Here is a 26,325-nt window from a genome sequence, read left to right as displayed (position 1 = left end):
CGGCCCAGGGAAGCTCAATGTACGATTTCAAATATCACCGCCCCGCGACGGTCCGCCAGGCCGCGAATCTGCTGATCAAGAACGAGGATTCCAAGCTGATCGCCGGTGGCCACACGCTGCTGCCGGTGATGAAGCAGCGGCTCGCCGCGCCGCCGCATCTGGTCGACCTGTCGCACATCGAAGGGCTGAACGGCATCGAGATGAAGGGCCGCTCGCTGGTGATCGGCGCCACCGCCAAGCACGCCGAGGTCGCCGCATCGCCGATCGTCGGCGAGGCGATCCCGGCGCTGGCGGAGCTGGCGTCGCTGATCGGCGATCCCGCGGTGCGCCACAAGGGCACAATCGGCGGCTCGCTCGCCAACAACGATCCGACCGCCGACTATCCGGCGGCGGTGATGGCGCTCGGCGCCACCATCGTCACCAACAAGCGCAAGCTGAAGCCGGAGGAGTTCTTCCAGGGCCTGTTCACCACCGCGCTGGAGCCGGACGAGATCATCGTCAAGGTGCAGTTTCCGCTGCCGAAGAAGGCCGCCTACGTCAAATTCCGCAACCAGGCCTCGCGCTACGCGCTGGTCGGCGTGTTCGTCGCCCGGCGTCCGTCGGATGTCGGCGTCGCGGTCACCGGCGCCGGTTCGGACGGCGTATTCCGCGTCACCGCCTTCGAGGAGGCGCTGAAGGCGCGGTTCAATTCGAAGTCGCTCGACGGCATCCATGTCCCGCATGACGGGCTCAACAGCGATCTGCACGGCAGCGCCGAATATCGCGCGCATCTGATCGGCGTGCTGGCCAAGCGCGCGGTCGATGCCGCCAACGGCAAGGCGTGACCTTGCGATCGGTCCGCCCATGAGCGTCACCCCATGAGTGCTACCCCATGAGCGTCACGGCGCCTCCCGCATCGGTCGACGCGACGCTCGCAATGCTGACGAGCCGCGGCTATCTCGCCGAGCGGGCGCTGGCGACGGTGGTGTTCCTGGCGCTGCGGATGAACCGGCCGCTGTTTCTCGAAGGCGAGGCCGGCGTCGGCAAGACCGAGATCGCCAAGGTACTTTCGGCCGCGCTCGGCCGCCGGCTGATCCGGCTGCAGTGCTACGAGGGCCTCGACGTTTCGTCAGCGGTCTATGAGTGGAACTCATCGGCGCAGATGATCGCGATCCGGCTCGCGGAGGCCGCCGGCGACACCGATCGTGCGCAGCTCTCCAGCGACATCTTCTCCGAGCATTATCTCATCAAGCGGCCGCTGCTGCAGGCGCTGGAGCCCGACATGGCGGGCGCCCCGGTGCTGCTGATCGATGAACTCGACCGCGCCGACGAAGCCTTCGAGGCGTATCTGCTCGAAGTGCTGAGCGACTATCAGGTGACGATCCCGGAATTCGGCACCATCAAGGCGCCGCAGCCGCCGATCGTCATCGTCACCTCCAACCGCACCCGCGAAATCCACGACGCGCTGAAGCGGCGCTGCCTGTATCACTGGGTCGACTATCCGAACGCTCAGCGCGAGCTGGCGATCGTCAAGTCGCGCGTGCCCGGGATCTCCGCGAAGCTGTCGCAGCAGGTGGTGAACTTCGTGCAGGCGCTGCGTGCACAGGATTTCTACAAATCACCCGGCGTCGCCGAGACGCTCGACTGGGCGACTGCGCTGACCGAACTCGACGCCCGCGCGCTCACCGCCGAAGTCGTCGGCGACACGCTCGGCGCGCTGCTGAAGTACCAGGACGACATCACAAGGATGCAGGGCGACACGCTGCAGAAGGTCCTGAAGGAAGCGACCGAAGAGACGTAGTCAGAATCTCTGCGTTTGTTGTGTGGCTCGGCCTCCGCCGCATCGGCAGCGCGCTCCCTCTCCCGCTCTTGCGGGGGAGGGTTGGGGTGGGGGAGCAACGGGCACTGTGCTCGCGTCGCCCTCACGCAGCCCTCTCCCGCAAGCGGGAGAGGGAGCAGACCGTGCGAGCGGCAAGGTTGTGAGACCGACTATGAGTTTGTCATTCCGGGGCGCGAGCGCAGCTCGCGAACCCGGAATCTGAAACGGGCATTGACGATGTGATTCCGGGTTCGCGCCTTCGGCGCGCCCCGGAATGACTGGTCGATAGGTTGTCAGCAGATGCAGCGTAACCCGATGACCGCGATGGATCACCTCAACCCGCCGACCGGCAAGATGGCCGACAACATCGTCGGCTTCGCCCGCGCGCTGCGCGCGGCCGGCCTGCCGGTCGGGCCGGGCGCGGTGATCGATGCGCTGGAGGCGTTGCAGCTCATCGACATCGGCAACCGCGCCGATCTCTACGCCACGCTGGAGGCGATCTTCGTCAAGCGTCGCGAGCACGCGCTGATTTTCGCGCAGGCGTTCGCACTGTTCTTCCGCGCCGCCGAAGAATGGCAGCACATGCTGGATTCGATCCCGCTGCCCGATCACGCCAAGAAGAAGCCGCCGCCCGCCTCGCGCCGCGTGCAGGAAGCGATGGCGCCGTCCACCACGCGCGATTTCCCCGCCGCCGAAGAGCAGGAAGTGCGACTCGCGGTGTCCGACAAGGAGATCCTGCAGAAGAAGGACTTCGCCCAGATGAGCGCGGCGGAGATCGCCGAGGTGACGCGGTCGATCGCGCGGATGCGCCTGCCGCAGGCGGAATTGCGCACCCGCCGCGTCCGCCCGGACAAGCGCGGCCTCAAGCTCGATCTGCGCCGCACGCTGCGCGCGTCGCTCCGCACCGGTGGCGACATCGTCGATATTCGCAAGCTCGGGCTGATCGACAAGCCGGCGCCGATCGTGGCGCTCCTGGATATCTCCGGCTCGATGAGCGAGTACACGCGGCTGTTCCTGCATTTCCTCCACGCCATCACCGACGACCGCAAGCGCGTCTCGACCTTCCTGTTCGGCACGCGGCTGACCAACGTCACCCGCGCGCTGCGGGCGCGCGATCCGGATGAGGCGCTGGCGAGCTGCACCTCGTCGGTCGAGGACTGGGCCGGCGGGACGCGGATCGCGACCTCGCTGCACGGCTTCAACAAGCTGTGGGCGCGCCGCGTGCTCGGGCAGGGCGCGATCGTGCTGCTGATTTCGGACGGGCTCGAGCGCGAGGCGGACTCCAAGCTGGCGTTCGAGATGGACCGGTTGCATCGCTCCTGCCGGCGGCTGATCTGGCTCAATCCTCTGCTGCGGTTCGGCGGCTTCGAACCGCGCGCGCAGGGCATTAAAATGATGCTGCCGCACGTTGACGAATTCCGCCCGGTGCATAACTTGACCTCGATGCAGGGGCTGATCGAGGCGCTGTCGTCGGCGCCGCCGCCGCACCATTTCAGCGCGATCCGCTCCGCCGCCTGACGCGGCCCTCGCCAAGGAGACCTCCGATGCTCGACCGCGACGAAGACATCCTCAAAGCGGCGGAAGACTGGAAAAAGGCCGGCCATGGCGTCGCGCTCGCCACCGTGGTCGAGACCTGGGGCTCGGCGCCCCGCCCCGCCGGCTCCAGCCTGGTGATCAACAATGATGGCACCTTTCTCGGCTCGGTGTCCGGCGGCTGCGTCGAAGGCGCGGTGGTGACCGAAGCGCTCGATGTGATCGAGAGCGGGCAGCCGAAGCTGTTGGAATTCGGCGTGGCCGACGAGACCGCCTGGAAGGTCGGGCTGTCCTGCGGCGGCACTATCCGGGTGTTCGTCGAAAAGGTCGGTTAGTTCGACCAGCGAAACAAGTGGGGCGGTCTCCGTGAAGCTCGAAACATTGCAACAACTCAATGCCGAGCGCGCCGCCCGGCGGCCGGCGATCGTCGTCACCGACACCGCGACCGGCGAGCAGCGCCTCGTCAAAGCCGCCGAGATCGCCGCCGATCCGCTCGCCGCCGAACTGTCGAAGCAATTGCGGATGGGCAAGAGTGCGACCATCGAGGCCGGCGACCGCAAGTTGTTTCTCAACGTCTACGCGCCGACCGCCAAGCTGGTGATCGTCGGCGCGGTGCATATCAGTCAGGCGCTGGCGCCGCTCGCCCGTTCGCTCGGCTACGATGTCACCGTGGTCGATCCGCGCACCGCGTTCGCGAGCCCGGAGCGTTTCCCCGACGTGCCGCTGATCGCCGAATGGCCCGATGTCGCGCTGCCGCCGCTGAACGTCGATCACTACACGGCGTTCGTCGCGCTGACGCATGATCCGAAGATCGACGATCCGGCACTGCTGCACGCCTTTGCGCGCGACTGCTTCTATATCGGCGCGCTCGGCTCGAAGAAGACCCATGCCCGGCGCGTCGACCGCCTGAAAGAGCAGGGCGCGAGCGACGCCGACGTCGCGCGCATTCACGCCCCGATTGGGCTCGCCATCGGCGCGGTGTCGCCGTCGGAAATTGCGGTGTCGATCATGGCCGAGATCACCGCGACGCTGCGGATGCCGGGGCCGTCCAAGGCAGCCGCGGTATGAAGTTCGGGCCGCGCCGTCCGGCCGATGCGATCGGCGGCGTCACCGTGCATTCGCTGCGGCAGAACGGATTGCTGCTGAAGAAGGGCACCGCGATCGGTCCGGCCGAAGTCGACGCGCTGGAGCGCGCCGGCGTCGGTGAAATTGTCGTCGTTCAACTCGAGTCGGGTGATGTCTCGGAGGACGTCGCAGCAGCGGACGTGGCGCAGGCCGTCGCCGGCGACGGTGCCAGCGTCGAGCGCGCCTTCACCGGCCGCGCCAATCTGTTCGCGCAGCGGCCCGGCGTGCTGGTGGTTGATCGCGCCGCGGTCGATCGGGTCAATGCGGTCGACGAGGCGATCACCTTCGCGACGCTGCCGGCGTTCAAGCCGGTGGTCGAAGGCGAGATGATCGCGACCGTCAAGCTGATCCCGTTCGGCGTCGAGGGGAGACTGCGCGACGCCGCGGTGGCGGCTGCACGAGGCTCCGCGCTGCAGGTCGCGCCCTATGTCATCAAGCGTGTCGGCATCGTGTCGACGCAACTGCCCGGCCTCGCGTCCAAGGTGATCGACAAGACGCTGCGCGTCACCGCCGAGCGGCTGGCGCCGGCGGGTGCCGAGATCATCGCCGAGCGCCGCATCGCTCATGACGAATCTGCGCTCGCAACGGCGCTGCAGGAATTGCTCGGCCTCGGCGCCGAGCTGGTGATCGTGTTCGGCGCCTCGGCGATCGCAGACCGCCGCGACGTCATCCCGGCGGCGATCGGCGCCATCGGCGGGCAGGTCGAGCACTTCGGTATGCCGGTCGATCCCGGCAATCTGCTGCTGATCGGCAGCGCGTCGGGCGTCCCGGTGCTGGGTGCGCCGGGCTGTGCGCGCTCGCCGGTCGAGAACGGCTTCGACTGGGTGCTGATGCGGCTGCTGGCGGGATTGCCCGTGACGCGCGCCGATATCACCGGCATGGGTGTCGGCGGGTTGCTGATGGAGATCGTGACCCGACCGCAGCCGCGCGTGCCGGTAGCCGAAGGTGGCCGCAATGTCGCGGCGATCGTGCTCGCCGCCGGCCGCTCGACCCGGATGGGCGGGCCGAACAAGCTGCTCGCCGAACTGAACGGCACGCCGCTGGTGCGGATCGTGACCGAGCAGGTATTGGCGTCGAAGGCATCGCGCGCGGTCGTGGTCACCGGGCATCAGGCCGACAAGGTCGAGGCGGCGCTGTCCGGGCTCGATGTGTCGTTCGTCCATAACCCGGCGTTCGCCGAAGGGCTGGCGTCGTCGGTCAAAGCCGGTATCGCCGCTGTGCCGGACGATGCCGATGGCGCGATTGTTTGTCTCGGCGACATGCCGCTGATCGATTCCGAACTGATCGACCGGCTGATCGACGCGTTCGATCCGGATCGCGGCGGGCTGATCGTGGTGCCGGTCGCAGATGGCCGCCGCGGCAATCCAGTGCTGTGGTCGCGGCGGTTCTTCGCCGAGCTGATGACGCTCGACGGCGACATCGGCGCGCGCCACCTGATCGCCAAGCATGCCGAGGCGGTGACCGAAGTGCCGGTCGATGGCCACGCTGCGTTTCTCGATATCGATACGCCGCAGGCGCTCGAGGATGCCCGCCGGGGCTGAACGCGGCGCCTCGACGGATTATTCACCAAGTTGAAAGCCCTCTCGACCTAAAGTTCCACCGGGTTACTTGGGGAGGGGATCTTGGGGTTGTCTGCTGCTCCGCGCCGCCGCGGCGCGCTTCTTGCTGCCTTGTCGATCGCTTTGTCGATCGCGACCGTGCCGGCCCATGCCGCCGGAGCCCTTGCCGTCGGCAAATGCGGGGCCTACGGCAAGGCCTTCGACTATGCCGCCGATGCCGCCGCCGTCGAAGCGGCGCGCAAGCAATGCAACGGCGATTGCACCACGATCACGATGCGGCGCGCCTGCGCGGCGCTGGCGATCGACCTGTTGAATCCTTGCGGCGCGCACGGCTATGCCGTCGAGCCGAAGATTTCATCGACGCTGAATGCCGCCACTCGCAAGTGCTACGAATACGGCGGCAAGGAATGCGTGATCCGCGCCTGGGCGTGCGACGCCAAGGGCTGACGCGGCTGCGACGCTGTTCGGCCTCGGCTAAGGCATCGACTGCGGAGTACGATCCTCGGGCCGCAGCTTGCCGTCTTCCTTGCGCTGCGCGGCGCGATAGACATCCTCGGTCCCGGCTTCGGTCTGCCGCTTCTCCGATGCGGTGCGGCTGCGATTGCGCATCAGCGCGAATGCGATCGCGAGGCCGAGAATGATGATGCCGACGCCCCACATCCATTCGGTCGATGCCATGTCTCTCTCCCTTTTGTGATCTCCAGGGACAATCCCGGTTGCGAGCCGTCGTTCCGCAACTTGTCCGGAAGGACCCCGACCGGATTGACGCGGCATCCGTAAAGATCCAGTCTTGAATATGACTGACTGGTCAGTCATAAATACGGAATGAAAGATGCCCCCCGTCGGCCGACCAAGCGATCCGCAACTTCCGTGACCCCGGGTCCGGCACCGGCCGCGCGCGGCCGGGCCAAGCCCGCCGATGCGACGAGCGACCCGTCGCGCAACGCCGCCGCCTCGACACGGGCGCTGCGGGCGGCGGAGCGCCGCGCCGCGATCGTTGACGCCGCGCTCGATGAATTCATCGCTCGTGGCTTCGCGGCGACGCGGCTCGAAGACGTGGCCAAGAGCGCCGGCGTCGCCAAGGGCACGATCTATCTGCACTTCGCCGACAAGGAGGCGTTGTTTCAGGAACTGCTGCGCGCGGCGATGCTGCCGCTGATCGAGAAGCTCGACGCGCCGCCATTGCCGGGCGTATCGGCGCGCGCCATGTTCGAGATGTTCGCCGAGGTGTTCGTTCGCGAGGTGACGCAGACCAAGCGCGCCGATCTGCTGCGACTGATGATCACCGAGGGGCCGCGTTTTCCGTCGCTCGCCGAATTCCACTATCGGGAAGTCGTGGTGCGCGGCCTCGCGGCGATGCGCAGGGTGATCGCCTACGGCATCGAGCGCGGCGAAATCCGCAACGACACACTCCTGCAATTTCCGCAACTGATCATGGCGCCGGCGATGCTGACAGTGATCTGGCAGGGCCTTTTCAATCGCTATTCGCCGTTGGATTCGCTGGGGTTGCTACGTAGTCACATCGCCATCATTTTCAACGAAGGGAAAGCGACATGATCGCGCGCCCGATCCACGCCGCTGCCGCGTTCGCATTGCTGTTCGCGCTCGCCGGCTGTGGTCCGAAGCCAGATCCAGGCTATCAGGGCTGGGTCGAGGCCGACCTGATTTTCGTCGGCCCGGACGAATCCGGTCGCATTACCCGGCTCACGGTCCGCGAGGGCGACGAGACCCGCAAGGGCGATCTGATCTACACGCTCGACGACGACCTGCAGCAGGCCGACCTCAACCAGAATAATGCGACGCTGGCCAACGCCAGGCAGAGTTTCGATCGCGCGCAATCGCTGTCGAAGACCGGCTCCGGCACGCAGGCCAATCTCGATTCCGCGGTCTCGGCGCTGCACGTCGCCGAGGCCCGGGTCGAGACCTCCAAGACCCGGCTGATGCGCCGCCAAATCTACGCGCCAGTCACCGGCAATGTGCAGCAGATCTACTTCCGGGAGGGCGAGATGGTGGCGGCGCAGAAGCCCGTGCTGTCGATCCTGCCGCCCGGCAACATGAAACTGCGGTTCTTCGTGCCGGAGCCGGCCTTGCCGACGCTGGCGATCGGCGACACCATTCGCGTGAGTTGCGACAATTGCGCGCCGGATCTCACCGCGAAGATCTACTTCATTGCGACCACGGCGGAGTATACGCCGCCGGTGATCTACAGCCAGGACGAGCGCAACAAGTTGGTCTATCTGATCCAGGCGCGGCCGGAGCGTCCGGCCAGCCTGCGCGTCGGTCAGCCGGTCAGCGTGTATCCGACGCCGAAGACCCCGGTTCCGGCTTCCGCGGGTGGCAAGTGATGACCGTGGCGGCCCCCGACATTGCCATCGAGGTCAAGGGCCTGACCAAGTCCTTCAACGGCCGCGAGGTGGTGCATGATCTGTCGATGCAGGTGAAGCGCGGCTCGATCTACGGCTTCCTCGGGCCCAATGGTTCGGGCAAGACCACGACGATCCGGATGCTGTGCGGCCTGCTGACGCCGGACAGCGGCGAGGGCACCTGCCTCGGCTTCGACATCCGGCGTGACGCCGACAAGATCAAGCGCCAGGTCGGCTACATGACCCAGCGCTTCAGCCTGTATCAGGACCTCTCGGTGCGCGAAAATCTCGAATTCGTGGCCAGACTTTACGGCGTGCGCGACGCCCCCGCGGCCGCGCGGGAGATGATCGGAAGGCTCGGTCTGTCCGGCCGTGAGAACCAGCTCGCCGGCGAACTCAGCGGCGGCTGGAAGCAGCGGCTGGCGCTCGGCGCCTGCACGCTGCCCAATCCGCAATTGCTGCTGCTCGACGAGCCGACCGCCGGCGTCGATCCGAAGGCGCGGCGCGATTTCTGGAACGAGATCCACGGCCTCGCCGCCGAAGGGCTCACTGTGCTGGTCTCCACCCACTACATGGACGAGGCCGAGCGCTGTCACGAGATCGCCTACATCGCCTATGGCAATCTGCTCGCGCACGGCACCGTCGACGAGGTGATCGCGCAGTCCGCGCTGGCGACTTATGTCGTGACCGGCGAGGGGCTCGGCGCGCTGGCGCACGAGCTCGCCGGCAGGTCCGGCGTCGACATGGTGGCGCCGTTCGGGACCAGCCTGCACATTTCCGGCCGCGATCACGCTGCGCTGGAGGCGACGATCGCGCCCTATCGCAGCCGGACCGGCCAGCACTGGCAGCACGGCGCCCCGTCACTCGAGGACGTGTTCATCGAGCTGATGAGCCGCACCAGGGACAATTTCCAATGAGCGCCGCGGACGACAGCGCCACCGGCCGCATCCAGCCGATCAAGCCTCCGCGTTTCGGCTTCCTGCGCCGCACCTATGCGATGCTGGTGAAGGAACTGATCCAGCTCCGCCGCGACCGTCTCACCTTCGCGATGATCGTGGTGATCCCGGTGATGCAGCTCCTGCTGTTCGGCTACGCCATCAACACCACGCCCCGGCATCTGCCGACCGCGGTGCTGCTCCAGGAGGACAGCGATCTCGGGCGTTCGATCCTGAAGGCGCTGGAGAACACAGCGTATTTCGATTTCGTCCAGGAGGTGCAGAGCGTCGAGCAGTTCGACAATCTGCTGTTGTCCGGCAAAGTGCTGTTCGGCGTCGAGATCCCGCGCGGCTTCGAGCGCGCGGTGCGGCGCGGCGAGCGGCCGGCGCTGCTGGTCGCCGCCGACGCCACTGATCCGGTCGCGGCCGGCTCTGCCCTGTCGGCTCTCGGCCGGATCGTGCAGACCGCGCTGGAGCACGACCGCGTCGCCGGCGATCCCGGCAATCCGCCGTTCGAGATCCGCGCGCATGCGCGCTACAATCCGGCGGCGTCGTCGCGGCTCAACATCGTGCCCGGCCTGGTCGGCACCATCCTGACGATGACCATGCTGATCTTCACCGCGCTGTCGGTGACGCGCGAGATCGAACGCGGCACCATGGAAAACCTGCTGTCGATGCCGATCACACCGGTCGAGGTGATGCTCGGCAAGATCCTGCCTTATGTCGGCGTCGGCTTCATTCAGGCGTCGCTGATCATCGGCATCGGCGTGTTCTTGTTCGGCGTGCCGCTGCGCGGCAGCCTGTTGCTGCTGGCGCTGCTGTCGACGTTGTTCATCACCACCAATCTGGCGATCGGCTACACTTTCTCGACGCTGGTGCAGAACCAGTTGCAGGCGATGCAGGCCTCGATGATGTTCTTCCTGCCGTCGATCCTGCTGTCCGGCTTCATGTTCCCGTTCGCCGGGATGCCGCAATGGGCGCAGTATCTCGGCGAATGCCTGCCGCTGACGCATTATGTGCGGATCGTCCGGGCGATCATGCTGAAGGGATCGACGCTGGAGAATCTGCGCTACGACACGCTGGCGCTGGCGGCCCTGATGCTGATAGCGATGACGATCGCGGTGACCCGATTCCGCAGGACGCTGGACTGAGGCGGCCCCGGGGCTGGAGGATTCGTCCAATGCAACTGCCGTGGCGACGGTCGTCGAGAATCTCCCAGCGCTCGACGCTGTCCGACGAAATCCGCAGCGCGTTGGCGCGGGAAGTTCTGAAGACCGAACTGCTGCGCGCGAAGGTGCTGCTGTTCACCGTATCGGCGCTGATATCGACGCTGCTGGTGGCGTACTGGATTTCCCCCGCGCAGATCGAGCGGATCTGGCGCGGCCAGTTCTCGCTGATGCCGCTGCTGTTGTCCTATGCGCCGCTGCTGGCGATCGAAGTCAGCGTCATCATCATGCTGCGCCGGCGGTTGGCACGGGGGCACAATGTCCTGCATTGGGGCCGCTATCTCGGCGTGCTGGTCGAGACCAGCCTGCCTTCGGTCGGCCTGTATCTGCAGATGACGACGATGGGCCCGGCCCAGGCGCTCGCTTTCGCCGTCCCGTTCGCCTATTTCATCTTCATCATCCTGTCGACGCTGTGGCTCGATTTCTGGCTTTCGGTCTTCACCGGATTCGTCGCCGCCGCCGAATTGCTGGCGCTCGCGATGCTCTACCAACCGCCGGGATTCGTGGGCGAGCCTGCGCCGGATTTCGCCTTTCATCTGCTTCGCAGCCTGGTCATCCTGATCTGCGGCGTGCTCGCCGGCGGGGTCGGGATGCAGTTGCGCCGACAATTCGAGGCTTCGATCGGCGCGGCCGACGCGCGGGATCGCATCACCAGCCTGTTCGGCCAGCACGTCTCGCCGCAAGTGGTCGAGCAACTGCTCGCGGCGGGCACGGAGGTGACCGGCGAGACCCGGACGGTGGTGGTGATGTTCGTCGATTTCCGCAATTTCACCGGCGCCGCTCGGACGCGGTCGCCGGAGGAGGTGGTCGCGCGGCTTGACGATGCTTTCGCCGTGCTGGTCGACATCCTCGAGCGCCACGGCGGCATCGTGAACAAATTTCTCGGCGACGGATTTCTCGCGCTGTTCGGGGCGCCGATCGATGATCCGCGCGCGGCGTCGTGCGCTGTGGCCGCGGCGCGCGAGATGCTGGCCGCGATGGATGACGACAACGCCGGACGGGACTGGCCGTTGCGGATCGGCATCGGCATTCACACCGGCGATGCCGTGGTCGGCACTGTCGGCTCACCGCGGCGCAAGGAGTACACGGTGATCGGCGACACCGTGAATTTCGCGTCGCGGCTGGAGTCCCTCAACAAACACTTCGGCACTCAGCTTCTGATCTCGACGGCGATCCGCGACGAACTCGGCGATGCCGCGAGCGACGCCGTCCTGCTCGGCAACGTCGCGATGCGCGGCTACGCCGAGCCGATGGCGGTCTGGCGGCTGGGCTGACGGGCCGTCGTCGCTGCATCGGCAGCCCCGGACCGCCGCGCGCGAACTCAGAAGTATTGATTAGTATATAAAATTCGAGATTGAGGACATTTTTACTGAATTGTTATCCTTAACCAAGTATTAACGCGGTCGTTTACATAGTGAATACGTTGTTTACCGTGACTCCCGGAAGAGGACGGGAGTCGTAAATGTCTATGTTGTTGAATCGCTGCCTGGTCGTCGCAATCTTGAGCTCGCTGGGGGGGCACGTCGTCGCGCAGGCGCAATCAGCTTTGCTTGGCGTCAGGCCAGAGGCCGAATTGCTCGAGCCCGGCCCGGCGCAAAGCTGTCCGCCGAACGAACCGTCCGACCCAGTGACGACCTCATCGGTGGGCGATCGCTTCATCGCGGAGCGACATTTCCGCGAGGCTTCGACGGCGCGCGACGGCGTATCGATTGCCTGGCTCGGCACCACGTTCCGGCAGCGTTTCGCGTCCAAGACCGAAAGCGGCGCGGTGCGGACGACGTTGCAGCCGTTCCGTCTTCGTCGTGCCGCGCGCGCCAGCGAGATCGTCGCCTGGCTCGGCGACCGCGGCGAGAGTTCGCTCGGCGAGTTGTGGTGCCTGCTGACGCTGCAGCCCAATGGCGAAGCGGGGGCGTTGCTCACAAGCGCGGTCCCCAATCTCTTCTTCGTTCGCGACCGCGACGGCAAATTGTGGACTGTCGACGTGCTGTGGGGCGGACCCGGCTGGGAGATCGGCGCGAGCGCGATCGATGGCGACCGTCCCTGGGACGCCGGCGCGCAGGCATTCTCGCGTTGAGTCAGCGAAGGAAATTCAAGGTCGCAGTTGTGTCGCCAGCCGCGCGTAAGTGCCGCTGCGGCCGAAACTGTCGCTGACCATTCCGATTGCCGCGGACCACTCGAAGGCGCCGGATTGCAGTCCTGTGACATGAACGCCGAAACGGGTCTGGCGGCTGAACTCGTCGCGCGATCCGGACAATTCGGGCCCAAGCCAGAATGCATCGATCAATCGCCAGCCTGCGGCGGCGCGGAAGCCGTAGCCGCGGGCGATGGTGGTGGCGTAAAGCGAGGCGGCGAGCATCGTCTGCGGCGTCGGCTGCGCCCATGTCTCCGCGGCGATACGCAAGCCGGGATGCGGCCCGCGCCATTTGGACTCGTGGTTGTCGGGCGTGAAATTGTGGTTCTCGAAATCGGGGCCGGCGAACAGCCTCAGTTCGAATTCGCCGCGCTTGAACCGCCAGCCGGGCAGCAGCGCGGCGCGGAAGATGGACGTCGTGTAGGTGCGCGTGGGCGTGCGATAGCGCTCCAGCGCGTTCGACATCGAGAGCCTGAGAATGAAGCCGTCGTTGCTCGGGTCACCACGTGCCCAGTGTACGCCGGCGTAGGAAGACATGCCGTTCCGCCACACATCGTAGCCGCCGAACAGCAACACCTGATCCGGTTTCGCGCCGCCGCTGAGGACATCGGCCGGGCTTGGTCCCGTTGTCCAAGCAATATCGGCCGAGGATAGAATTGCGGATAGCTGCGCATCATCGGCGCCCCACGGATCGAATACTCCAGACCGCGCAGACGATTGGAAATCACCGGGGTCGAAATCGCTCGGTCCGAAATCGTCCGGCTCGAGGGATCCGGCTTCGAGCCGCGCCGGCTCGCTTTCGCCGATCTGACTTGCTGTGGCCTGATCTGCTGTAGTCCGACTTGCTGTGGCCTGACTTGCGTTGATATTGCTGATTTGCGCATTCGCGCCCAACAGCCCGGCCGTCAGGACCGAGGCGACGACCCACGCGCACACCCAACCGACGCACCGCACCGCTACTCATCCTGAACGCAATGACTTGCTAAGAATAAGGGCGGATTAAAGCAGTGGACCTTTGAGTTGTCCAGCGGCGTGCGCGCAACTAATCGACTACCTCAACGCTCGCCGTCTGCGATAGCGTGTTCCAGCGCGATGGCGATCTTCTTGTCGATATCGGCCATACCGTCGACGTAAGCCTCCGAGAGCGACAGCCCTTCGGGCGACGTCGGGTCGGCGCGGGCGATCGTCTCGAAATGATGGCGCAGTCTGTCCGGTGCAGGATGGGCCTTGATGACAGCATTGGCAAAATTCAGCAGCGCCTTGATCTGGCCGTTCATGAAGTCGAGTTTGTCCATCTGACACCACCTGTTGTGTTCGTTTGCGCGACCCTAGCAAGCGATCCGTGTCGCAGGATTGATCCCGCGCAAGCGACCGGCAGGCGCGGTCGGCGGCGGGCTCAGAACTCGCCGCCGACGCCGACATAGGCGGTGTGCTCGGCGCCGCCGCCATTGCCGTAGCCGCCGACGATGTTGAGCGGCATCGCCGTCCGCAGTTGGTGGGCAAAACCGACGCCGATGCCATATTCGTTCTGGAAGGTGGAGCCGCGGATCTGCCACGTCGTCTTGCCTGGCGCCGAGGGCATCGGCGCGCTGGCGGTGGCGACCGCCGCGGCGATGCCGCGCCGCGCTTCGGAGCGGTTGTTGGTGATCTGCGACTGAAGGCCGCTGGTGACTGCCGCGAGCTGCCCGACATTGACCGCGTCGGTCTGGCTGATGCCGGCGGCCACGTTGGTGAGCCGGCGCTCATTGCCGGGCGTCCCGAACGATGCCGTGTTGGGCGCGCTCGTGACCGAACGCGAGCCGATCGCCACCGAGTTGGAAGCCGTCGCCGAAGCCTCGGCACCGAGCGCCACGCTGTTGACACCGGTGGCCGCTGAATTGAAGCCGGTGGACACAGCGTGGGTCCCTTGGGCAAACGAGCCGTCTCCCAGCGCCACCGACGACGCGCCGGCGGCGACGCTGTTGGCGCCGAATGCGGCGCTACGCGCCCCGCTGGCGATCGAGAAGGCGCCAAACGCCGCGTCGAACTGGTTCGCCGCGATGCTGGATGCGCCGACCGCGGTGCCGAACGCCGCATTGGAAATGGCACCGTTGGCCGATAGGCCGTCGCCGCCGCCGATCGCGATGCTGAAATTGCCGATTGCATGCGACGCGGACTGCGCGGTATCGCCGCCCGCGCCCATCGCGATGCTGTACTGACCCGAGCCCAGTCCGACGCCGGCGCGATGTCCCACGGCGATGGCTCCTTCGTTGCCGGTGGCCGCCCCGCTGCCGATAACCGTGCTGCGGGCTCCTCCAGATCCGGCGCCGGAGCCGATCACTGTCGAATCCCCAAATCCAACCGCGTTGGCGTTGTCGCCGATAGCGGTCGAGTTATTGCCGGTTGCTATGGAACTGCTACCGATGGCGACAGAGCTGCCGTCGGATTGAGCGTTGCTGCCGATGGCCGTCGACCGATCATTGCTTCCGGCAGTGCTGGCGCCCGGGCCGCAGGCCAATTGCCGGTCTGCGACATTGGCGACGCAACCCGACACGACCTGAACCGGGTCGGTGGTTTGCGCCATCGCGCGGCCCGGCTGCAGCAGAAACGCCGCGAGAATGAGAGATGCGCCAATCCACGCCGCGCCAACTCTGTCGTTCATCCGGGCTGTCATGATGCGCTCCGCTCCCCGCTGATTGAGGTTTCGTCGTCAACCTCACCGGATTGGACGGCGTCGTCTTGGGGCGGACCGCAGCCGAGTTGGGTTGGAGCGCACTCGCGACGGAATCCAGGTAGTTGTTGCATTTCCGCATCGGGCGCCGACCTAACTATCAGTTTGCACTGGCGATGCCGGATCGGGCGCGTTACGCTGATCGGGTGCTCACCGTTGTGAGAGCGAGGTCTGCTTTGCAGAGAGTTGTGTACAGCGCCCATGATTTGTCGCCCGGGCTCGACGACCAGGCGCGGTTCTCGCGGTGGCGCGATATCTACACGGCCAGTTTCCTGCAGAGCGGCAACGTGGTCCGATTATCCGACAGGCCGTTCGCTGCGACCTGGGAGCACGCCCAGATCGGCGATAGTCTGGTGGCGCGTTTCGAAGGCACGTTGCAGCGCGTATCACGCGATGCCCAGCAGGTTGCGGCGCATCCGGTGGACAGATTCTGCATCAGCTACAATCGGGCGTCGTCGCGGCAGGCAATGGTCCAGCGCGGCAGGGAACTGACGCTGGAGCCGGGGACGCCGGCCTTTTTCAATCTGTCGGAGATGCTCGACTGCCGCTCCGAGCACGGCGAGGCCCGGATCGGATTCACCCTGCCGCGCAAGACATTGCTGGATAGCATTCCGCATGCGGAAGATCTGGTGTTGCGACCGCTCGACCCGGGCGACGACGCGCTGCTGCACCTGCGCTGGTATCTCGACTTCCTGCTCGAACGAGACGGTGCCGCGCTCGATCCGGCGATGGTCGCGCATGTGCAATCGGTCTTAATCGATCTGCTCGGTCTCGCGCTCGGCGTCGGTCGCGATCTTGCAGAGGCCTCGAAACTGCGCGGGCTGCGCGCTGTGCGTTTTATGACCATCGTCGCGGAGATCGGGGCCGGCTTCGCCGATCCAGGATTTTCGGCGGCGCGGCTTGCCGCGAAGCTCAACCTGTCGTCGCGTTATATCCAGGACATCCTGCACGAAAGCGGGGTGACCCTGACCGAGCGGGTGCTCGAGCTGCGGCTGCAGAAGGCCCGCAGATTGCTGGCATCCGGCCTGTCGCCCGCCTTGAAAGTCACCGATATCGCGCTGAGTTGCGGCTTCAGCGACGTCTCCCACTTCAACCACAGCTTCCGCCGCCGGTTCGGCGCGTCGCCGACCCAATTCCGGCCGCCGCGCATCAACTAGCTATCCGACCAGCCTGATCAATTCCATCGCCGCCGCAGGCGCGCGGACCTTGCCTTCATGAATGACGTAGGCGAACACGTCGCGCTTCTGTTTCTTCGCCTTGCCGTCGCCGATCTTGGGTAGGTCATCCGGCTCGCCGCCCTCGGCCCAGGTCTCGAACCGTTTCGCCCAGGCGGCGAGCGCCTTGGGCGGGTAGCCGGTCGCGATGTCGTCCTTGCCCTTCTGCAGCCGGGCGTACACGAAGTCCCCGACGACATCGGCAATCTCCGGGTAGATCGCGTGCTCCGAATAAACCACCGGAATGTCATGCTGCCGTAACAGCGCGATGAACGCCGGGGTGCAGAAACTGTCGTGGCGCACCTCGACCACGTGGCGCAGCGCCCGGCCGTCGATCGTCCGCGGCAGCAGGTCGAGAAACGCGCCGAAATCAGCTTCGTCGAACTTCTTGGTGGGCGCGAATTGCCACAGCACTGGACCGAGCCGGTCACCCAGCTCCAGCACGCCGGAATCGTAGAACCGCTTGACGCTGTCTCCGGCCTCGGCAAGCACCTTGCGGTTGGTCGCAAAGCGCGGCCCCTTCAGCGCGAACACGAAGCCGTCGGGCACTTCGCTCGCCCATTTACGGAAGCTCTCCGGCTTTTGCGAGCCGTAAAAGGTGCCGTTGATCTCGATCGAAGTCAGCCTGGAGGCAGCGTATTCCAGTTCCTTCCGCTGCGGCAGCTTGTCCGGATAGAACACACCGCGCCACGGCTCGTAGGTCCAGCCGCCGATGCCGATGCGAATGTTGCCTGACTTGCTCTTCATCCCGGTCTCCCTCTTGCGAAACGGCGACTGCGCACCTATCTTGGTTCTAACGGCGATGCCGGTGCTGATGGCTCAACAGCCACGCGCGGGCAGCCGAACGACCACAGAATAGTAGGGAGCGCCGGATGTACGCGCACCTGTTGTTCGTGGTCGTTAACGTTTGGGTGGTCGTCTCAGGCGGTTCTCATTCATCGGGCCAGGTGCCCTCGTGATCATGGAGCCTCTGGAGCCTCTGGAGCCTCTGGGTCCTTTGGGACACTGAACGCCCCGTCTCCACCCGTTTTCCGCCTTCTGCTACATATTTTGTAACGCAACGCGCCTTGGCAGCGCCCATCGGCCTCGATATACGCTGGCGCCATGAATCAAGCCAGTCCAGCGGCCTTGGAAACGTGCGCGGCGCCATCGTCCGCGCTTCAGTTGTCCGTCGTCGTTCCCACCTTCAACGAGCGCGACAATGTCGAGGTGCTGTTCCACAAGCTGGAAACGGCACTCGCGGGCGTGGCTTGGGAAGTCATCTTCGTCGACGACAACTCGCCGGACGGCACTTGGAACGTGGTGCGCGAACTGGCGCTGCGCGAACCGCGGGTGCGTTGCATCCGGCGGATCGGGCGACGCGGGCTTTCCGGCGCCTGTATCGAGGGCATTCTCGCCGCCAGCGCGCCGTTTGCCGCGGTGATGGATGCCGACCTGCAGCACGACGAGACTCAACTGCCCAAGATGCTCGGCCTGGTCGAAAGCGGCTCGGCCGATCTCGTGGTCGGCAGCCGCTATGTGGCAGGCGGCAGCGCCGACAGCTTCGACCGGCAGCGGGCCGGCTTCAGTGCGCTGGCGACCGCGCTGGCCCGCAAGGTCCTCAAGGTCGAGGTCGCCGATCCAATGAGCGGCTTCTTCATGATCCGGCGCGATCGTTTCGAAGAGCTTGCGCCGAAGCTTTCGACCCAGGGCTTCAAGATCCTGCTCGACGTCGTCGCCACCGGGCAGGGCAGCCTGCGCACCATCGAGGTGCCTTACAGCTTCGGATCCCGGCTGCACGGCGAAAGCAAGCTCGACTCGATGGTGGCGCTGGATTTCCTCGGCCTGGTGCTGGCGAAGTTCAGCAACGATATCCTATCCCTTCGGTTCATCCTTTTCGCGCTGGTGGGCTCGACCGGCGTCATCGTGCATTTCCTGACGCTGTACCTGGTGCTGAAGGTGTTCGAGCAGCCGTTCGCCGAGGCACAGGGCGCCGCGGCTGTCGTGGCGATGACCAGCAACTTCATCCTCAACAACTTCCTGACCTATCGCGACCAGCGACTGAAGGGGTTTGCCATCCTTCGCGGGTTGTTGCTGTTCTATCTGGTGTGCGGCGTCGGTCTGCTCGCCAATGTCGGCGTCGCCTTCGCGGTTTACAATGAGCACATCACTTGGTGGCTGGCGGGGGCTGCCGGCGCGGTGATGGGCGTGGTGTGGAACTACGCGATGTCGGGCCTGTTCGTCTGGCGCAAGCGTTGATGCAGCCATGACGGCGGCCAAGCGCTACGTCGGTGGTACGGCTCTGGCGATCGCCGCGATGGTGGCGCTGCGGCTGGTCGCTGCGGCGGTCACGCCGCTGACCTTCGACGAAGCCTATTACTGGACCTGGTCGAAGCATCTCGCCGCCTCCTATTTCGATCACCCGCCGATGGTGGCGTGGCTGATCAGGCTCGGTACCCTGATTGCCGGCGACACCGAATTCGGCGTGCGGCTGATCTCGGTGCTGCTGGCGCTGCCGATGAGCTGGGCGACCTGGCGTTCCGCGGAATTGCTGTTCGGCGGCCAGCGTCTGGCCGCGCATGCGACACTGCTGCTCAACGCGACGATGATGGTCTCGGTCGGCACCGTGATCGTGACGCCGGATGCGCCGCTGCTCGTGGCGTCGAGCTTCGCGCTCTACGCGCTCGCGCAGGTGCTGTCGTCGGGCAAAGGCGTGTGGTGGCTCGCGGTCGGCGTCGCGGTCGGCGCGGGGCTGCTGTCGAAATACACCGCGCTGTTCTTCGGCCCGGCGATCCTGATCTGGCTGCTGTGGGTGCCCAAACAGCGTCGCTGGCTGCTGACGCCATGGCCCTATCTGGGCGGGCTGATTGCGTTCGCGATGTTCACGCCTGTGGTGCTGTGGAACGCCGAGCATCAGTGGATCTCGTTTGCCAAGCAGCTCGGCCGCGCCAGGGTCGACGGTTTTCATCCCGGCTATCTGCTCGAACTTGTCCCGACCCAGTTCGTGCTCGCGACCCCGCTGGTCTACATCCTCGGGTTGATGGGTTTGTACGCGCTGGCGCGTGGCGCCGGCGCGTCGGGCGCGCGCGTGCTGATCAATGCGATCGTCTGGACCATCGCGCTGTATTTCGCCTGGCAGGCGACCCATGACCGCGTCGAGGGCAATTGGCTCGGCGCGCTGTATCCCGCCTTTGCGGTCGCCGCCGCGGTCGCCGCCGCTTTCGTGCCATGGGGACCGAGGGCGCAACGTGTGGTCGATGTCTGCCGGCGTTGGGCCGCGCCGGTCGGCGTGGTGATGTTCGTGCTGGTGGTGGTCCAGGCCAACACCGGGGTGCTGACCGGCTATCGACGCGACGCCAGCGTGCGTGCGGTCGGCGTCGGCTATCCCGAGATCGCCGCCGAGATCGCGGCGGTGCGCGAGGCGACGGGGGCGACCTGCGTGCTCGCCGACGATTACGGCAACACGGGGTGGTTGGCGTTCTATCTGCCGAAGGGCACCTGCGTGGCGCAGCGCAACGAGCGCTATCGCTGGCTTGCGGCGCCGCCGCCGAGCCCGGAGCAGCTCGCCGGCAAGCTGCTGCTGGTCGGTGAGACCAATGCCGCTGCGCACCCGGCGCTGCGGGCGACGTTCAGCCGGATCGAGAAGGTCGGCGCGGTCGAGCGCAAGCGCGGACCGCTGTTGATCGACACCCTCGAACTCGACATCCTCGACGGTGCCAAGGGTCCGGTGCTGGACAATTCGCCGCCCGTCTATTGAAGCTGGCCGGACGCGGGTACTTTAGTCTAAACAGTTGATCCGGCAAGCTGACCGGCCTGACGTCTTTGTGCTAGAGGCTGCCGCACCCTTCGCCCGCCTGGCGCGTGCCGCGCCTTATCCAACGCCACGAGTGACATGATGAACGACACGGTCTTGATTGCTGGAGCCGGACACGCCGGATTTCAGGTCGCCGTCTCGCTGCGCCAAGCCAAGTACACCGGCCGCATCGCCCTGATCAACGACGAGAAGCATCTGCCGTATCAGCGGCCGCCGCTGTCGAAGGCCTATCTCAAGAGCGGTGGCGACCCCAATTCGTTGATGTTCCGGCCGGAAAAATTCTTCCAGGATCAGACCATCGAATTGATCGACGGCCGCGCCGTCGCGATCGACCGCGACGCCAAGACGCTGCTGCTCGCCTCCGGCGACAAGATCGAATACGGCCATCTGGTGCTCGCCACCGGCGCCCGCAACCGCCAGCTCGACGTGCCGAACGCCACGCTGGACGACGTGCTGTATCTGCGCACGCTCGACGAAAGCGAAGTGGTGCGGCAGCGGATGCCGGAGAAGAAGCACGTCGTGGTGATCGGCGCCGGATTCATCGGACTGGAATTCGCCGCCACCGCACGCGGCAAGGGCATGGAAGTCGACGTCGTCGAACTCGCCCCGCGGGTGATGGCGCGCGCGGTGACGCCGGAGATCTCGAGCTACTTCCACGACCGCCACACCGCGGCCGGCATTCGTATCCACTACGGGGTCCGCGCCACTGAGATCGAAGGCGAAGACGGTCGCGTCACCGGCGTCGCGCTGAGCGACGGCCGGACCTTGCCGTGCGATCTGGTGGTCGTCGGGGTCGGCGTGATCCCGAATGTCGAACTGGCCTCGGCGGCCGGGTTGCCGACCGCAGCCGGCATCATCGTCAACGAGCAGCTTCTCACCGAAGATCCGAACATCTCGGCCATCGGCGATTGCGCGCTGTTCAACAGCGTACGGTTCGGCGAGGTGATGCGCGTGGAATCGGTGCAGAACGCCACCGACCAGGCGCGCTGCGTCGCGGCGCGGCTGACGGGTTCCCCCGCGACTTATGACGGCTATCCGTGGTTCTGGTCCGATCAGGGCGACGACAAGCTGCAGATCGCCGGTCTCACCGCCGGCTTCGACCAGGTCGTGCTGCGCGGCAGCGTCGCCGAGCGCTCGTTCTCGGCGTTCTGCTACAAGGACGGCCAACTGATCGGCGTCGAATCCGTCAACCGCGCGGCCGACCATGTGTTCGGCCGCAAAATCCTGCCGCTCGGCAAGTCGGTGACGCCGGAGCAGGCCGCCGATCTCAGCTTCGACCTAAAGAAGGCGATGGCGTAACGGCGTCGGTCCGCCGCAACACTGTCATTGCGAGCGGAGTGAAGAAATCGAGCTTCTGAAGAGCGCTAACATCGCTTTGGATCAGAAGCGGGAGTTGCTAGGCGTAAGAGACCCAGCCTCTGAAAGCGAAGCCAGCATAGAAGAGGCTGATCCCACGAAAGCCCGCCTCCCGCAGCAACTGTTCGTCGTCCGCGGGAGAGAGAATCGGCAGACGCTCGGCGATCCCTGCACGTGCGGCATTCGCCTGCGCAGGATCGATACCTGACGTAATCGAAAAGGCAGCATATCGGGACAGCCACAGGTCAAGCTCGCCTTCCGGGATGCTGTAATGCGCAGCGATGAAAGGAGCACCTGGCTTCAAACGTCGCTTCACCTCTTTGAGGGTGCGCAGCCGCTCCTGACGTTCGATGAAGTGCAGGGTTAGGATACAGGTTGCACCATCAAATGGGCCTTCTGGCGCACTTTCGATAAAGCCTTCATGAAATTGCGTGCGACCGGCGAGGTCGCCGAGGGTTATCCGCGCAAGGTCGAGCATTGCAGCGGCGGGATCGACCCCGACGAACGACCACTCAGGCTGTGCTTCGGCAAAAATTTTGAGTTCGAGGCCGCCCCCGGCGCCGAGTACAAGCACCTGCGCATCTGACGGAGCGCGTTCCGCGAGCAGGAGCATAGCCATGCGCTGCATGTCAGCGAAGCCGGGCACCATACGCGGCGAGTTTTCAGCGTAGCGGGCAACAGCCTGCGGGTCAGAGAATGCATTCATGTTTTGATTACACCATAATTCATGGATGTTTTGATTGTCCGGTCAGGGGTAATTCGGACGGAACTATGATGGTCGCCGGTCGCCTGAAGTCTGCTTGTGTTCGCTAGCGCCGATCCGGCGCCAGCGTTCATCTCAGGGATGCCCATCCGCAGCCGAGCCGCGCCGGTGCTGCGATGGGCCGCCCAGCCATATTCATCTGCAAGTCAGCGCGTTCGTTGGTGGATGCCCGGCACGAGGCCGGGTATGACGACAGAGAGGCGATTAGTTCGCCGCCACCGTCGCCCCGAATTCCCGCTGCACCGCCTCGATGTCCGCCACTGTCGGCAGGCCGGCCTCGTTGCCGAGCCGTTGGATCTTATAGGTCGAGGCGGCGCGGGCGAATTCGAAGTGCTGCTGCCAGCTCTTTTCCGGGCTGTTGAGATACGAGAACACATAGGCGCCGTGAAACACGTCGCCGGCGCCGTTGGTGTCGAGCACGCGTTCGCGCGGGATCGACAGCGCCGGCAGGGTGCGCACCGTGCCTGTCTCGTCGTACCAGATCAGCCCGCGCTCGCCCTGGGTCACGCCGCCGACCCGGCAACCGCGCGACTTGAGATAATCGAGCATCTTGTCCGGCGTCATGTCCATCTGCTCGCAGAGCCGTTCGGCGACGATCGCCACATCGATGAATTCGAGCAGTTCGTGGGTGTTGGTGCGCAGGCCGCCGCCGTCGAGCGAGGTCAGGATGCCGGCCTCGCGGCACAGTCTGGCATAGTGGATCGCGGCGTCGGGCTGATGGCCGTCGACATGCAGCGCGCGGCAATTGCCGAGGTTGAGCAGCGGAAACGGATGAATGTGCTCGTCGTCGCGGCAGCGCACAATTGCGCGCTTGCCGTCCTTCGGCATGATGAAGGACAACGACGAGGAGGCGACCTTGCGCGGATGAATCTCGATCCCGTACTTCGCGCTCATGTCCTGAAACATCCGCCCCAGCCAGTCGTTGGCGATGGTGGCGATCAGGTCGGGCACGATCCCGAGCTTGGCGCAGCAGAATGCCGCTGTCACCGCGTTGCCGCCGAACGACACCGCGTAGTCCGACGCCACGTGCTTCTCGTCGCCGGTCGGCATGTGGTCGGTGATGAAGGTGACGTCGATATAGGTCTGTCCGATGAAAAGTGCGTGCATGAGCGTCCCGTACTGCGAGCCTGACCCGGCCTGGATACAATAGCACTGCTTATCGCGGTGCATTCGCTAAAATAAGTCGCAACATCAAGGGGGAGTGGACAGTCCCTGGGCTGAAATTGCGGCCATGACGCGGAACGCAGGGTGCCCTATTGCGGTTTGATTGACGCAAGGAGAATCGGCGGGATGCCTGTCGCTGACGTCGGGCGCGGGGATCCTCATCGGGATCGAGCCCATCAGAAACTGTAAAGCGTTCGGCAAGAAACGGAAACCACCCCGCGGCAATACCAGGTTCTCTATCGCTCGTTTGACCATATGATGAATCTGATGCGGGGCGACGACGGCGATTCGTGAAGAGATGTGCTCGACCATGACCATCGAGGGTCGGTTCCATGAGCGTCAAGGAGCGTAATGCTGAGGACAGGCATATCGTGACACTGGCCGCATCGGCAGAGCGTTCGGCGATCACGGCGATCGACCACCTTGTTGTTCTGGTCAGTGACCTGCCGGCTGCCGTCGCGGCATACCGAACGCTTCTGGCGCGCGAACCGGCCTGGCACGGTGCCGATGACGGCTCCGAGAACGTCTTGTTCACGCTCGACAACATGTCGCTCGAATTGATGGCTCCGTCCGGCCTCGGCGGCAACGCCGATCGTATCCGCACCGTGATCAAGCTGCAGGGCGAGGGGTTGGCGAGCCTGTGTTTCCGCGTCTCCGATATCGGCCGGATGCACCGCCGGCTCGATCGCCTCGCCATGCAGCCGGACCCGATCGCCTCGGTCCAGGGGCGCGATACGCAGACCGGCGCGACCCTGAAATGGAAACGAACCCGCGCCGCCACCGGCCTCACCCGTGGGGTTCGGCTGTTCTTTGTCGAACTCGATGCCGAACGCCCGCGATCCCAGGTGTCGGGTCCGGCCGCCGTCAGGGGGCTCGATCATATCGTGGTCTCGACGTCGGACCCGGAGCGCGCCGCGGCGCTGTACGGTTCGAGACTGGGACTCGAGATGGCTTTGGACCGATCGAACCAGCAGGCGCGCCGGTTGATGTTCTTTCTCTGTGGCGACGTCAACGTCGAGGTCGTGCATCGGCCCGTCGCCGGTTCGGATGACGAGCACGACAAGTTGTGGGGAATCAGTTGGCGCGTCGACGATCTCGATGTTGCCCGCGCCCGCCTGATTGATTCCGGAATCACCGTGACCGAGCCGCGCGTCGGCCGCCGTCCCGGCACACGGGTGGTCACCGTCCGCAGCGGCACCTGCCGGATTCCGACTCTGCTGGTCCAGACAACTTTGATCTAAAGCGTTTTCGAGCAAAGCGGAACCGTTCGCGCTGGTACGATGCGTTGCATTGCGAAGCTGGGGGCCGGTTCCGACTCCGTTTCTGGGAGAGCGGAAGTTGCTCCAGGAGGTCGGCAAGTCCGCGACCAGATTGCTGCGTTGGCCACTTTGAGGTCGCCTACAGGCGGCATGGCACGCGCAGATAGCCGCGAAACCGCACCCGCCCGCCGCGCGACGGCGTGCCGTCGAGCGTGTAGTTCGGGAAGCGCGCCAGGAATCGCGTCAGCGCGATCACGCCTTCGAGCCGCGCCAGCGCCATGCCGGCGCATTGATGTGGCCCCGTGGCAAAAGCGAGGTGCCGGTTCGGCGTTCGTCCGACGTCGAACCGGTCGGGATCGGGAAACTGCGCCGGATCGCGGTTGGCAGCGCCGATGCACAGCGTCAGCGAGGTGTTGGCCTGCATCGTTACGCCTCCGATCTCGACCTCGGTGGTGGTGATGCGGTTGCCGAGCTGGTTCGAGCTCTCATAGCGCAGGATCTCTTCGACCGCGGTGCGGGCGAGGCCGGGCTGGCCGATCAGCCGCTGTTTTTCCGCAGGATTGTCTGCGAGCGCCACGAGCCCGTTGCCGATCAGGTTGGTGGTGGTTTCATGTCCGGCGTTGAGCAGGAAGATGCAATTGTGCAGCAGCTCCTTGGCGGAGAGCTTCTCGCCGGTGCCGTCGTCGCCCTGGATCAGCCGGGTCAGAACATCGTGCTCCGGATCGCCGGGCTCGGCGCGACGGCGCGTGATCAGGATTTCGAGATAGGCGAGGAAGTCGCGGACAGCCTCATTGCCGCGCGAAAACGTCTCCGGCCCGATCACCGGCTCGAGTGCGCCGAGAATCGCCAGCGACCAGTCGCGGAGCGGGCCGCGCTCGTCGTGCGGCACGCCGAGCAGATTGCCGATCACCTCGATCGGGATCGCGGCGGCGAAATCCTCGATCAGATCGACGCCGGCTTTGGCCGCCATCGCATCGAGCAGGCGGTCGACCAGCGCGATCAGATCCGGCTGCATGCCGGCGATCGCGCGCGGCGACAGCGCGCCCGTGATCAGCCGCCGCACTCGCGTATGCGCCGGCGGGTCGTTGAACACCAGGCTGGTAGTGTGATGCTCGAACAGCAGCGAGTCGCCGTATTTCGGCGCGAATTCGCGCTTCTTGTCGGAGCTGAACAGCGTGGTGTTCTTGTAGACCGTCACCAGATCGTCATAGCGCGTCAGGATGTACCCGCCATTGCGCAGCCGCTTGACCGGCTGATGCGTCTGCAGGGCGCGATAGGTGGGGTAGGGATTGTCATAGAACTCCGGCGTCAGCCGTTCGAGTTCGAACTCCGCCGCCAGTTCGCGTGAGGGCATTTCCATGTCATTCCCGTTTTCTTGGTTATAGAGCGTTTCCCC

27 protein-coding genes are annotated in these 26,325 nt (G+C 65.4%); 18 read left to right on the top strand and 9 right to left on the bottom strand.

Translation table 11 applies throughout. The features are described 5' to 3' along the window. Positions 1–17 precede the first annotated feature (17 nt). The 7 genes from RPB_RS18550 (at position 18) to RPB_RS18520 (ending at position 6,462) form a co-directional block, all read left to right on the top strand. Positions 18–824 carry an FAD binding domain-containing protein gene (locus tag RPB_RS18550; protein ID WP_011442556.1) on the top strand — a complete coding sequence of 269 codons (807 nt, stop codon included), beginning with the start codon at positions 18–20 and terminating at the stop codon, positions 822–824. Between the two features lie 47 nt (positions 825–871). Next, entirely contained in the window at positions 872–1,780 is a 909-nt protein-coding gene (locus tag RPB_RS18545) for an AAA family ATPase (protein ID WP_011442555.1), read from the top strand. A 318-nt stretch (positions 1,781–2,098) separates the two neighbouring features. Beyond that, positions 2,099–3,316 carry a vWA domain-containing protein gene (locus tag RPB_RS18540; protein WP_011442554.1) on the top strand — a complete coding sequence of 406 codons (1,218 nt, stop codon included), beginning with the start codon at positions 2,099–2,101 and terminating at the stop codon, positions 3,314–3,316. Positions 3,317–3,342: 26 nt separating this feature from the next. Further along, complete coding sequence (locus tag RPB_RS18535; protein WP_011442553.1) at positions 3,343–3,666, top strand: XdhC family protein; 324 nt, start codon at positions 3,343–3,345, stop codon at positions 3,664–3,666. Positions 3,667–3,697: 31 nt separating this feature from the next. Further along, positions 3,698–4,399, top strand: a complete 702-nt coding sequence (locus RPB_RS18530; protein ID WP_011442552.1) for an XdhC family protein — start codon at positions 3,698–3,700, stop codon at positions 4,397–4,399. Continuing rightward, positions 4,396–5,997, top strand: coding sequence for an NTP transferase domain-containing protein (locus RPB_RS18525; protein ID WP_011442551.1), 1,602 nt, complete (start codon positions 4,396–4,398; stop codon positions 5,995–5,997). The genes RPB_RS18530 and RPB_RS18525 overlap by 4 nt, the downstream gene beginning before the upstream one ends. A 129-nt stretch (positions 5,998–6,126) precedes the next feature. Beyond that, the gene (locus tag RPB_RS18520; RefSeq protein WP_433993740.1) at positions 6,127–6,462 is read left to right on the top strand and encodes a DUF4189 domain-containing protein; all 336 of its coding nucleotides are present in this window, start codon (positions 6,127–6,129) and stop codon (positions 6,460–6,462) included. Between the two features lie 27 nt (positions 6,463–6,489). Here the strand turns inward: RPB_RS18520 and RPB_RS18515 are convergent, their stop codons facing one another. Next, the gene (locus RPB_RS18515) at positions 6,490–6,693 is read right to left on the bottom strand and encodes a hypothetical protein (RefSeq protein ID WP_011442549.1); all 204 of its coding nucleotides are present in this window, start codon (positions 6,691–6,693) and stop codon (positions 6,490–6,492) included. Positions 6,694–6,840: 147 nt separating this feature from the next. Between RPB_RS18515 and RPB_RS18510 the strand changes: the two genes are divergently transcribed. The 6 genes from RPB_RS18510 (at position 6,841) to RPB_RS18485 (ending at position 12,613) form a co-directional block, all read left to right on the top strand. After that, positions 6,841–7,572 (top strand): TetR/AcrR family transcriptional regulator, encoded by a 732-nt coding sequence (locus RPB_RS18510; RefSeq protein WP_011442548.1) that lies wholly within the window; start codon positions 6,841–6,843, stop codon positions 7,570–7,572. Continuing rightward, positions 7,569–8,360 carry an HlyD family secretion protein gene (locus RPB_RS18505; protein WP_011442547.1) on the top strand — a complete coding sequence of 264 codons (792 nt, stop codon included), beginning with the start codon at positions 7,569–7,571 and terminating at the stop codon, positions 8,358–8,360. Before RPB_RS18510 ends, RPB_RS18505 begins: the two co-directional genes overlap by 4 nt. After that, the gene (locus tag RPB_RS18500) at positions 8,360–9,295 is read left to right on the top strand and encodes an ABC transporter ATP-binding protein (RefSeq protein WP_011442546.1); all 936 of its coding nucleotides are present in this window, start codon (positions 8,360–8,362) and stop codon (positions 9,293–9,295) included. Before RPB_RS18505 ends, RPB_RS18500 begins: the two co-directional genes overlap by 1 nt. After that, the gene (locus RPB_RS18495) at positions 9,292–10,464 is read left to right on the top strand and encodes an ABC transporter permease (protein WP_011442545.1); all 1,173 of its coding nucleotides are present in this window, start codon (positions 9,292–9,294) and stop codon (positions 10,462–10,464) included. Before RPB_RS18500 ends, RPB_RS18495 begins: the two co-directional genes overlap by 4 nt. Before the next feature lie 29 nt (positions 10,465–10,493). Then, positions 10,494–11,813: an adenylate/guanylate cyclase domain-containing protein gene (locus tag RPB_RS18490; protein WP_011442544.1), complete on the top strand. Its 1,320-nt coding sequence runs from the start codon at positions 10,494–10,496 to the stop codon at positions 11,811–11,813. Positions 11,814–12,181: 368 nt separating this feature from the next. Then, on the top strand, positions 12,182–12,613 hold the full coding sequence (locus tag RPB_RS18485; RefSeq protein ID WP_245258255.1) for a hypothetical protein: 432 nt from the start codon (positions 12,182–12,184) through the stop codon (positions 12,611–12,613). Positions 12,614–12,628: 15 nt separating this feature from the next. Here RPB_RS18485 and bcsS read toward each other — a convergent pair whose 3' ends face one another. The 3 genes from bcsS to RPB_RS18470 form a co-directional block, all read right to left on the bottom strand. After that, positions 12,629–13,606 (bottom strand): cellulose biosynthesis protein BcsS, encoded by a 978-nt coding sequence (gene bcsS / locus RPB_RS18480; RefSeq protein ID WP_245258254.1) that lies wholly within the window; start codon positions 13,604–13,606, stop codon positions 12,629–12,631. A gap of 119 nt (positions 13,607–13,725) precedes the next feature. After that, complete coding sequence (locus RPB_RS18475; protein ID WP_011442541.1) at positions 13,726–13,965, bottom strand: hypothetical protein; 240 nt, start codon at positions 13,963–13,965, stop codon at positions 13,726–13,728. A gap of 101 nt (positions 13,966–14,066) precedes the next feature. Then, positions 14,067–15,323, bottom strand: coding sequence for a YadA family autotransporter adhesin (locus RPB_RS18470; protein ID WP_011442540.1), 1,257 nt, complete (start codon positions 15,321–15,323; stop codon positions 14,067–14,069). A gap of 233 nt (positions 15,324–15,556) precedes the next feature. On the opposite strand from RPB_RS18470, the gene RPB_RS18465 reads away from it, so the two are divergent. Beyond that, entirely contained in the window at positions 15,557–16,537 is a 981-nt protein-coding gene (locus tag RPB_RS18465) for a helix-turn-helix transcriptional regulator (RefSeq protein WP_198135127.1), read from the top strand. Here RPB_RS18465 and RPB_RS18460 read toward each other — a convergent pair whose 3' ends face one another. Then, positions 16,538–17,341, bottom strand: coding sequence for a DUF72 domain-containing protein (locus tag RPB_RS18460; protein WP_011442538.1), 804 nt, complete (start codon positions 17,339–17,341; stop codon positions 16,538–16,540). Between the two features lie 357 nt (positions 17,342–17,698). On the opposite strand from RPB_RS18460, the gene RPB_RS18455 reads away from it, so the two are divergent. The 3 genes from RPB_RS18455 (at position 17,699) to RPB_RS18445 (ending at position 21,686) form a co-directional block, all read left to right on the top strand. Next, positions 17,699–18,832, top strand: coding sequence for a glycosyltransferase (locus tag RPB_RS18455; protein ID WP_011442537.1), 1,134 nt, complete (start codon positions 17,699–17,701; stop codon positions 18,830–18,832). A 7-nt stretch (positions 18,833–18,839) separates the two neighbouring features. After that, positions 18,840–20,330: a glycosyltransferase family 39 protein gene (locus RPB_RS18450; protein WP_011442536.1), complete on the top strand. Its 1,491-nt coding sequence runs from the start codon at positions 18,840–18,842 to the stop codon at positions 20,328–20,330. A gap of 138 nt (positions 20,331–20,468) precedes the next feature. Further along, positions 20,469–21,686 (top strand): NAD(P)/FAD-dependent oxidoreductase, encoded by a 1,218-nt coding sequence (locus RPB_RS18445; RefSeq protein ID WP_011442535.1) that lies wholly within the window; start codon positions 20,469–20,471, stop codon positions 21,684–21,686. A gap of 97 nt (positions 21,687–21,783) precedes the next feature. Here RPB_RS18445 and RPB_RS18440 read toward each other — a convergent pair whose 3' ends face one another. The 3 genes from RPB_RS18440 to RPB_RS24715 all read right to left on the bottom strand — a co-directional run bounded on the left by RPB_RS18440 (position 21,784) and on the right by RPB_RS24715 (position 23,988). Further along, positions 21,784–22,449, bottom strand: coding sequence for a class I SAM-dependent methyltransferase (locus tag RPB_RS18440; protein ID WP_011442534.1), 666 nt, complete (start codon positions 22,447–22,449; stop codon positions 21,784–21,786). Between the two features lie 261 nt (positions 22,450–22,710). Then, entirely contained in the window at positions 22,711–23,613 is a 903-nt protein-coding gene (locus tag RPB_RS18435) for a sugar kinase (RefSeq protein ID WP_011442533.1), read from the bottom strand. A gap of 84 nt (positions 23,614–23,697) precedes the next feature. Further along, positions 23,698–23,988 (bottom strand): hypothetical protein, encoded by a 291-nt coding sequence (locus RPB_RS24715; RefSeq protein WP_157038861.1) that lies wholly within the window; start codon positions 23,986–23,988, stop codon positions 23,698–23,700. Positions 23,989–24,002: 14 nt separating this feature from the next. On the opposite strand from RPB_RS24715, the gene RPB_RS18430 reads away from it, so the two are divergent. Next, entirely contained in the window at positions 24,003–24,911 is a 909-nt protein-coding gene (locus RPB_RS18430; protein WP_011442532.1) for a VOC family protein, read from the top strand. Between the two features lie 157 nt (positions 24,912–25,068). On the opposite strand, the gene RPB_RS18425 is transcribed toward RPB_RS18430, so the two are convergent. Further along, positions 25,069–26,289 carry a cytochrome P450 gene (locus tag RPB_RS18425; protein WP_011442531.1) on the bottom strand — a complete coding sequence of 407 codons (1,221 nt, stop codon included), beginning with the start codon at positions 26,287–26,289 and terminating at the stop codon, positions 25,069–25,071. Positions 26,290–26,325: the final 36 nt, after the last annotated feature.

Origin of the sequence: Rhodopseudomonas palustris HaA2 (assembly GCF_000013365.1) — a bacterium.
Taxonomy (GTDB): Bacteria; Pseudomonadota; Alphaproteobacteria; order Rhizobiales; family Xanthobacteraceae; genus Rhodopseudomonas; species Rhodopseudomonas palustris_J.
This window is presented reverse-complemented; position numbering and strand designations above follow the sequence as displayed.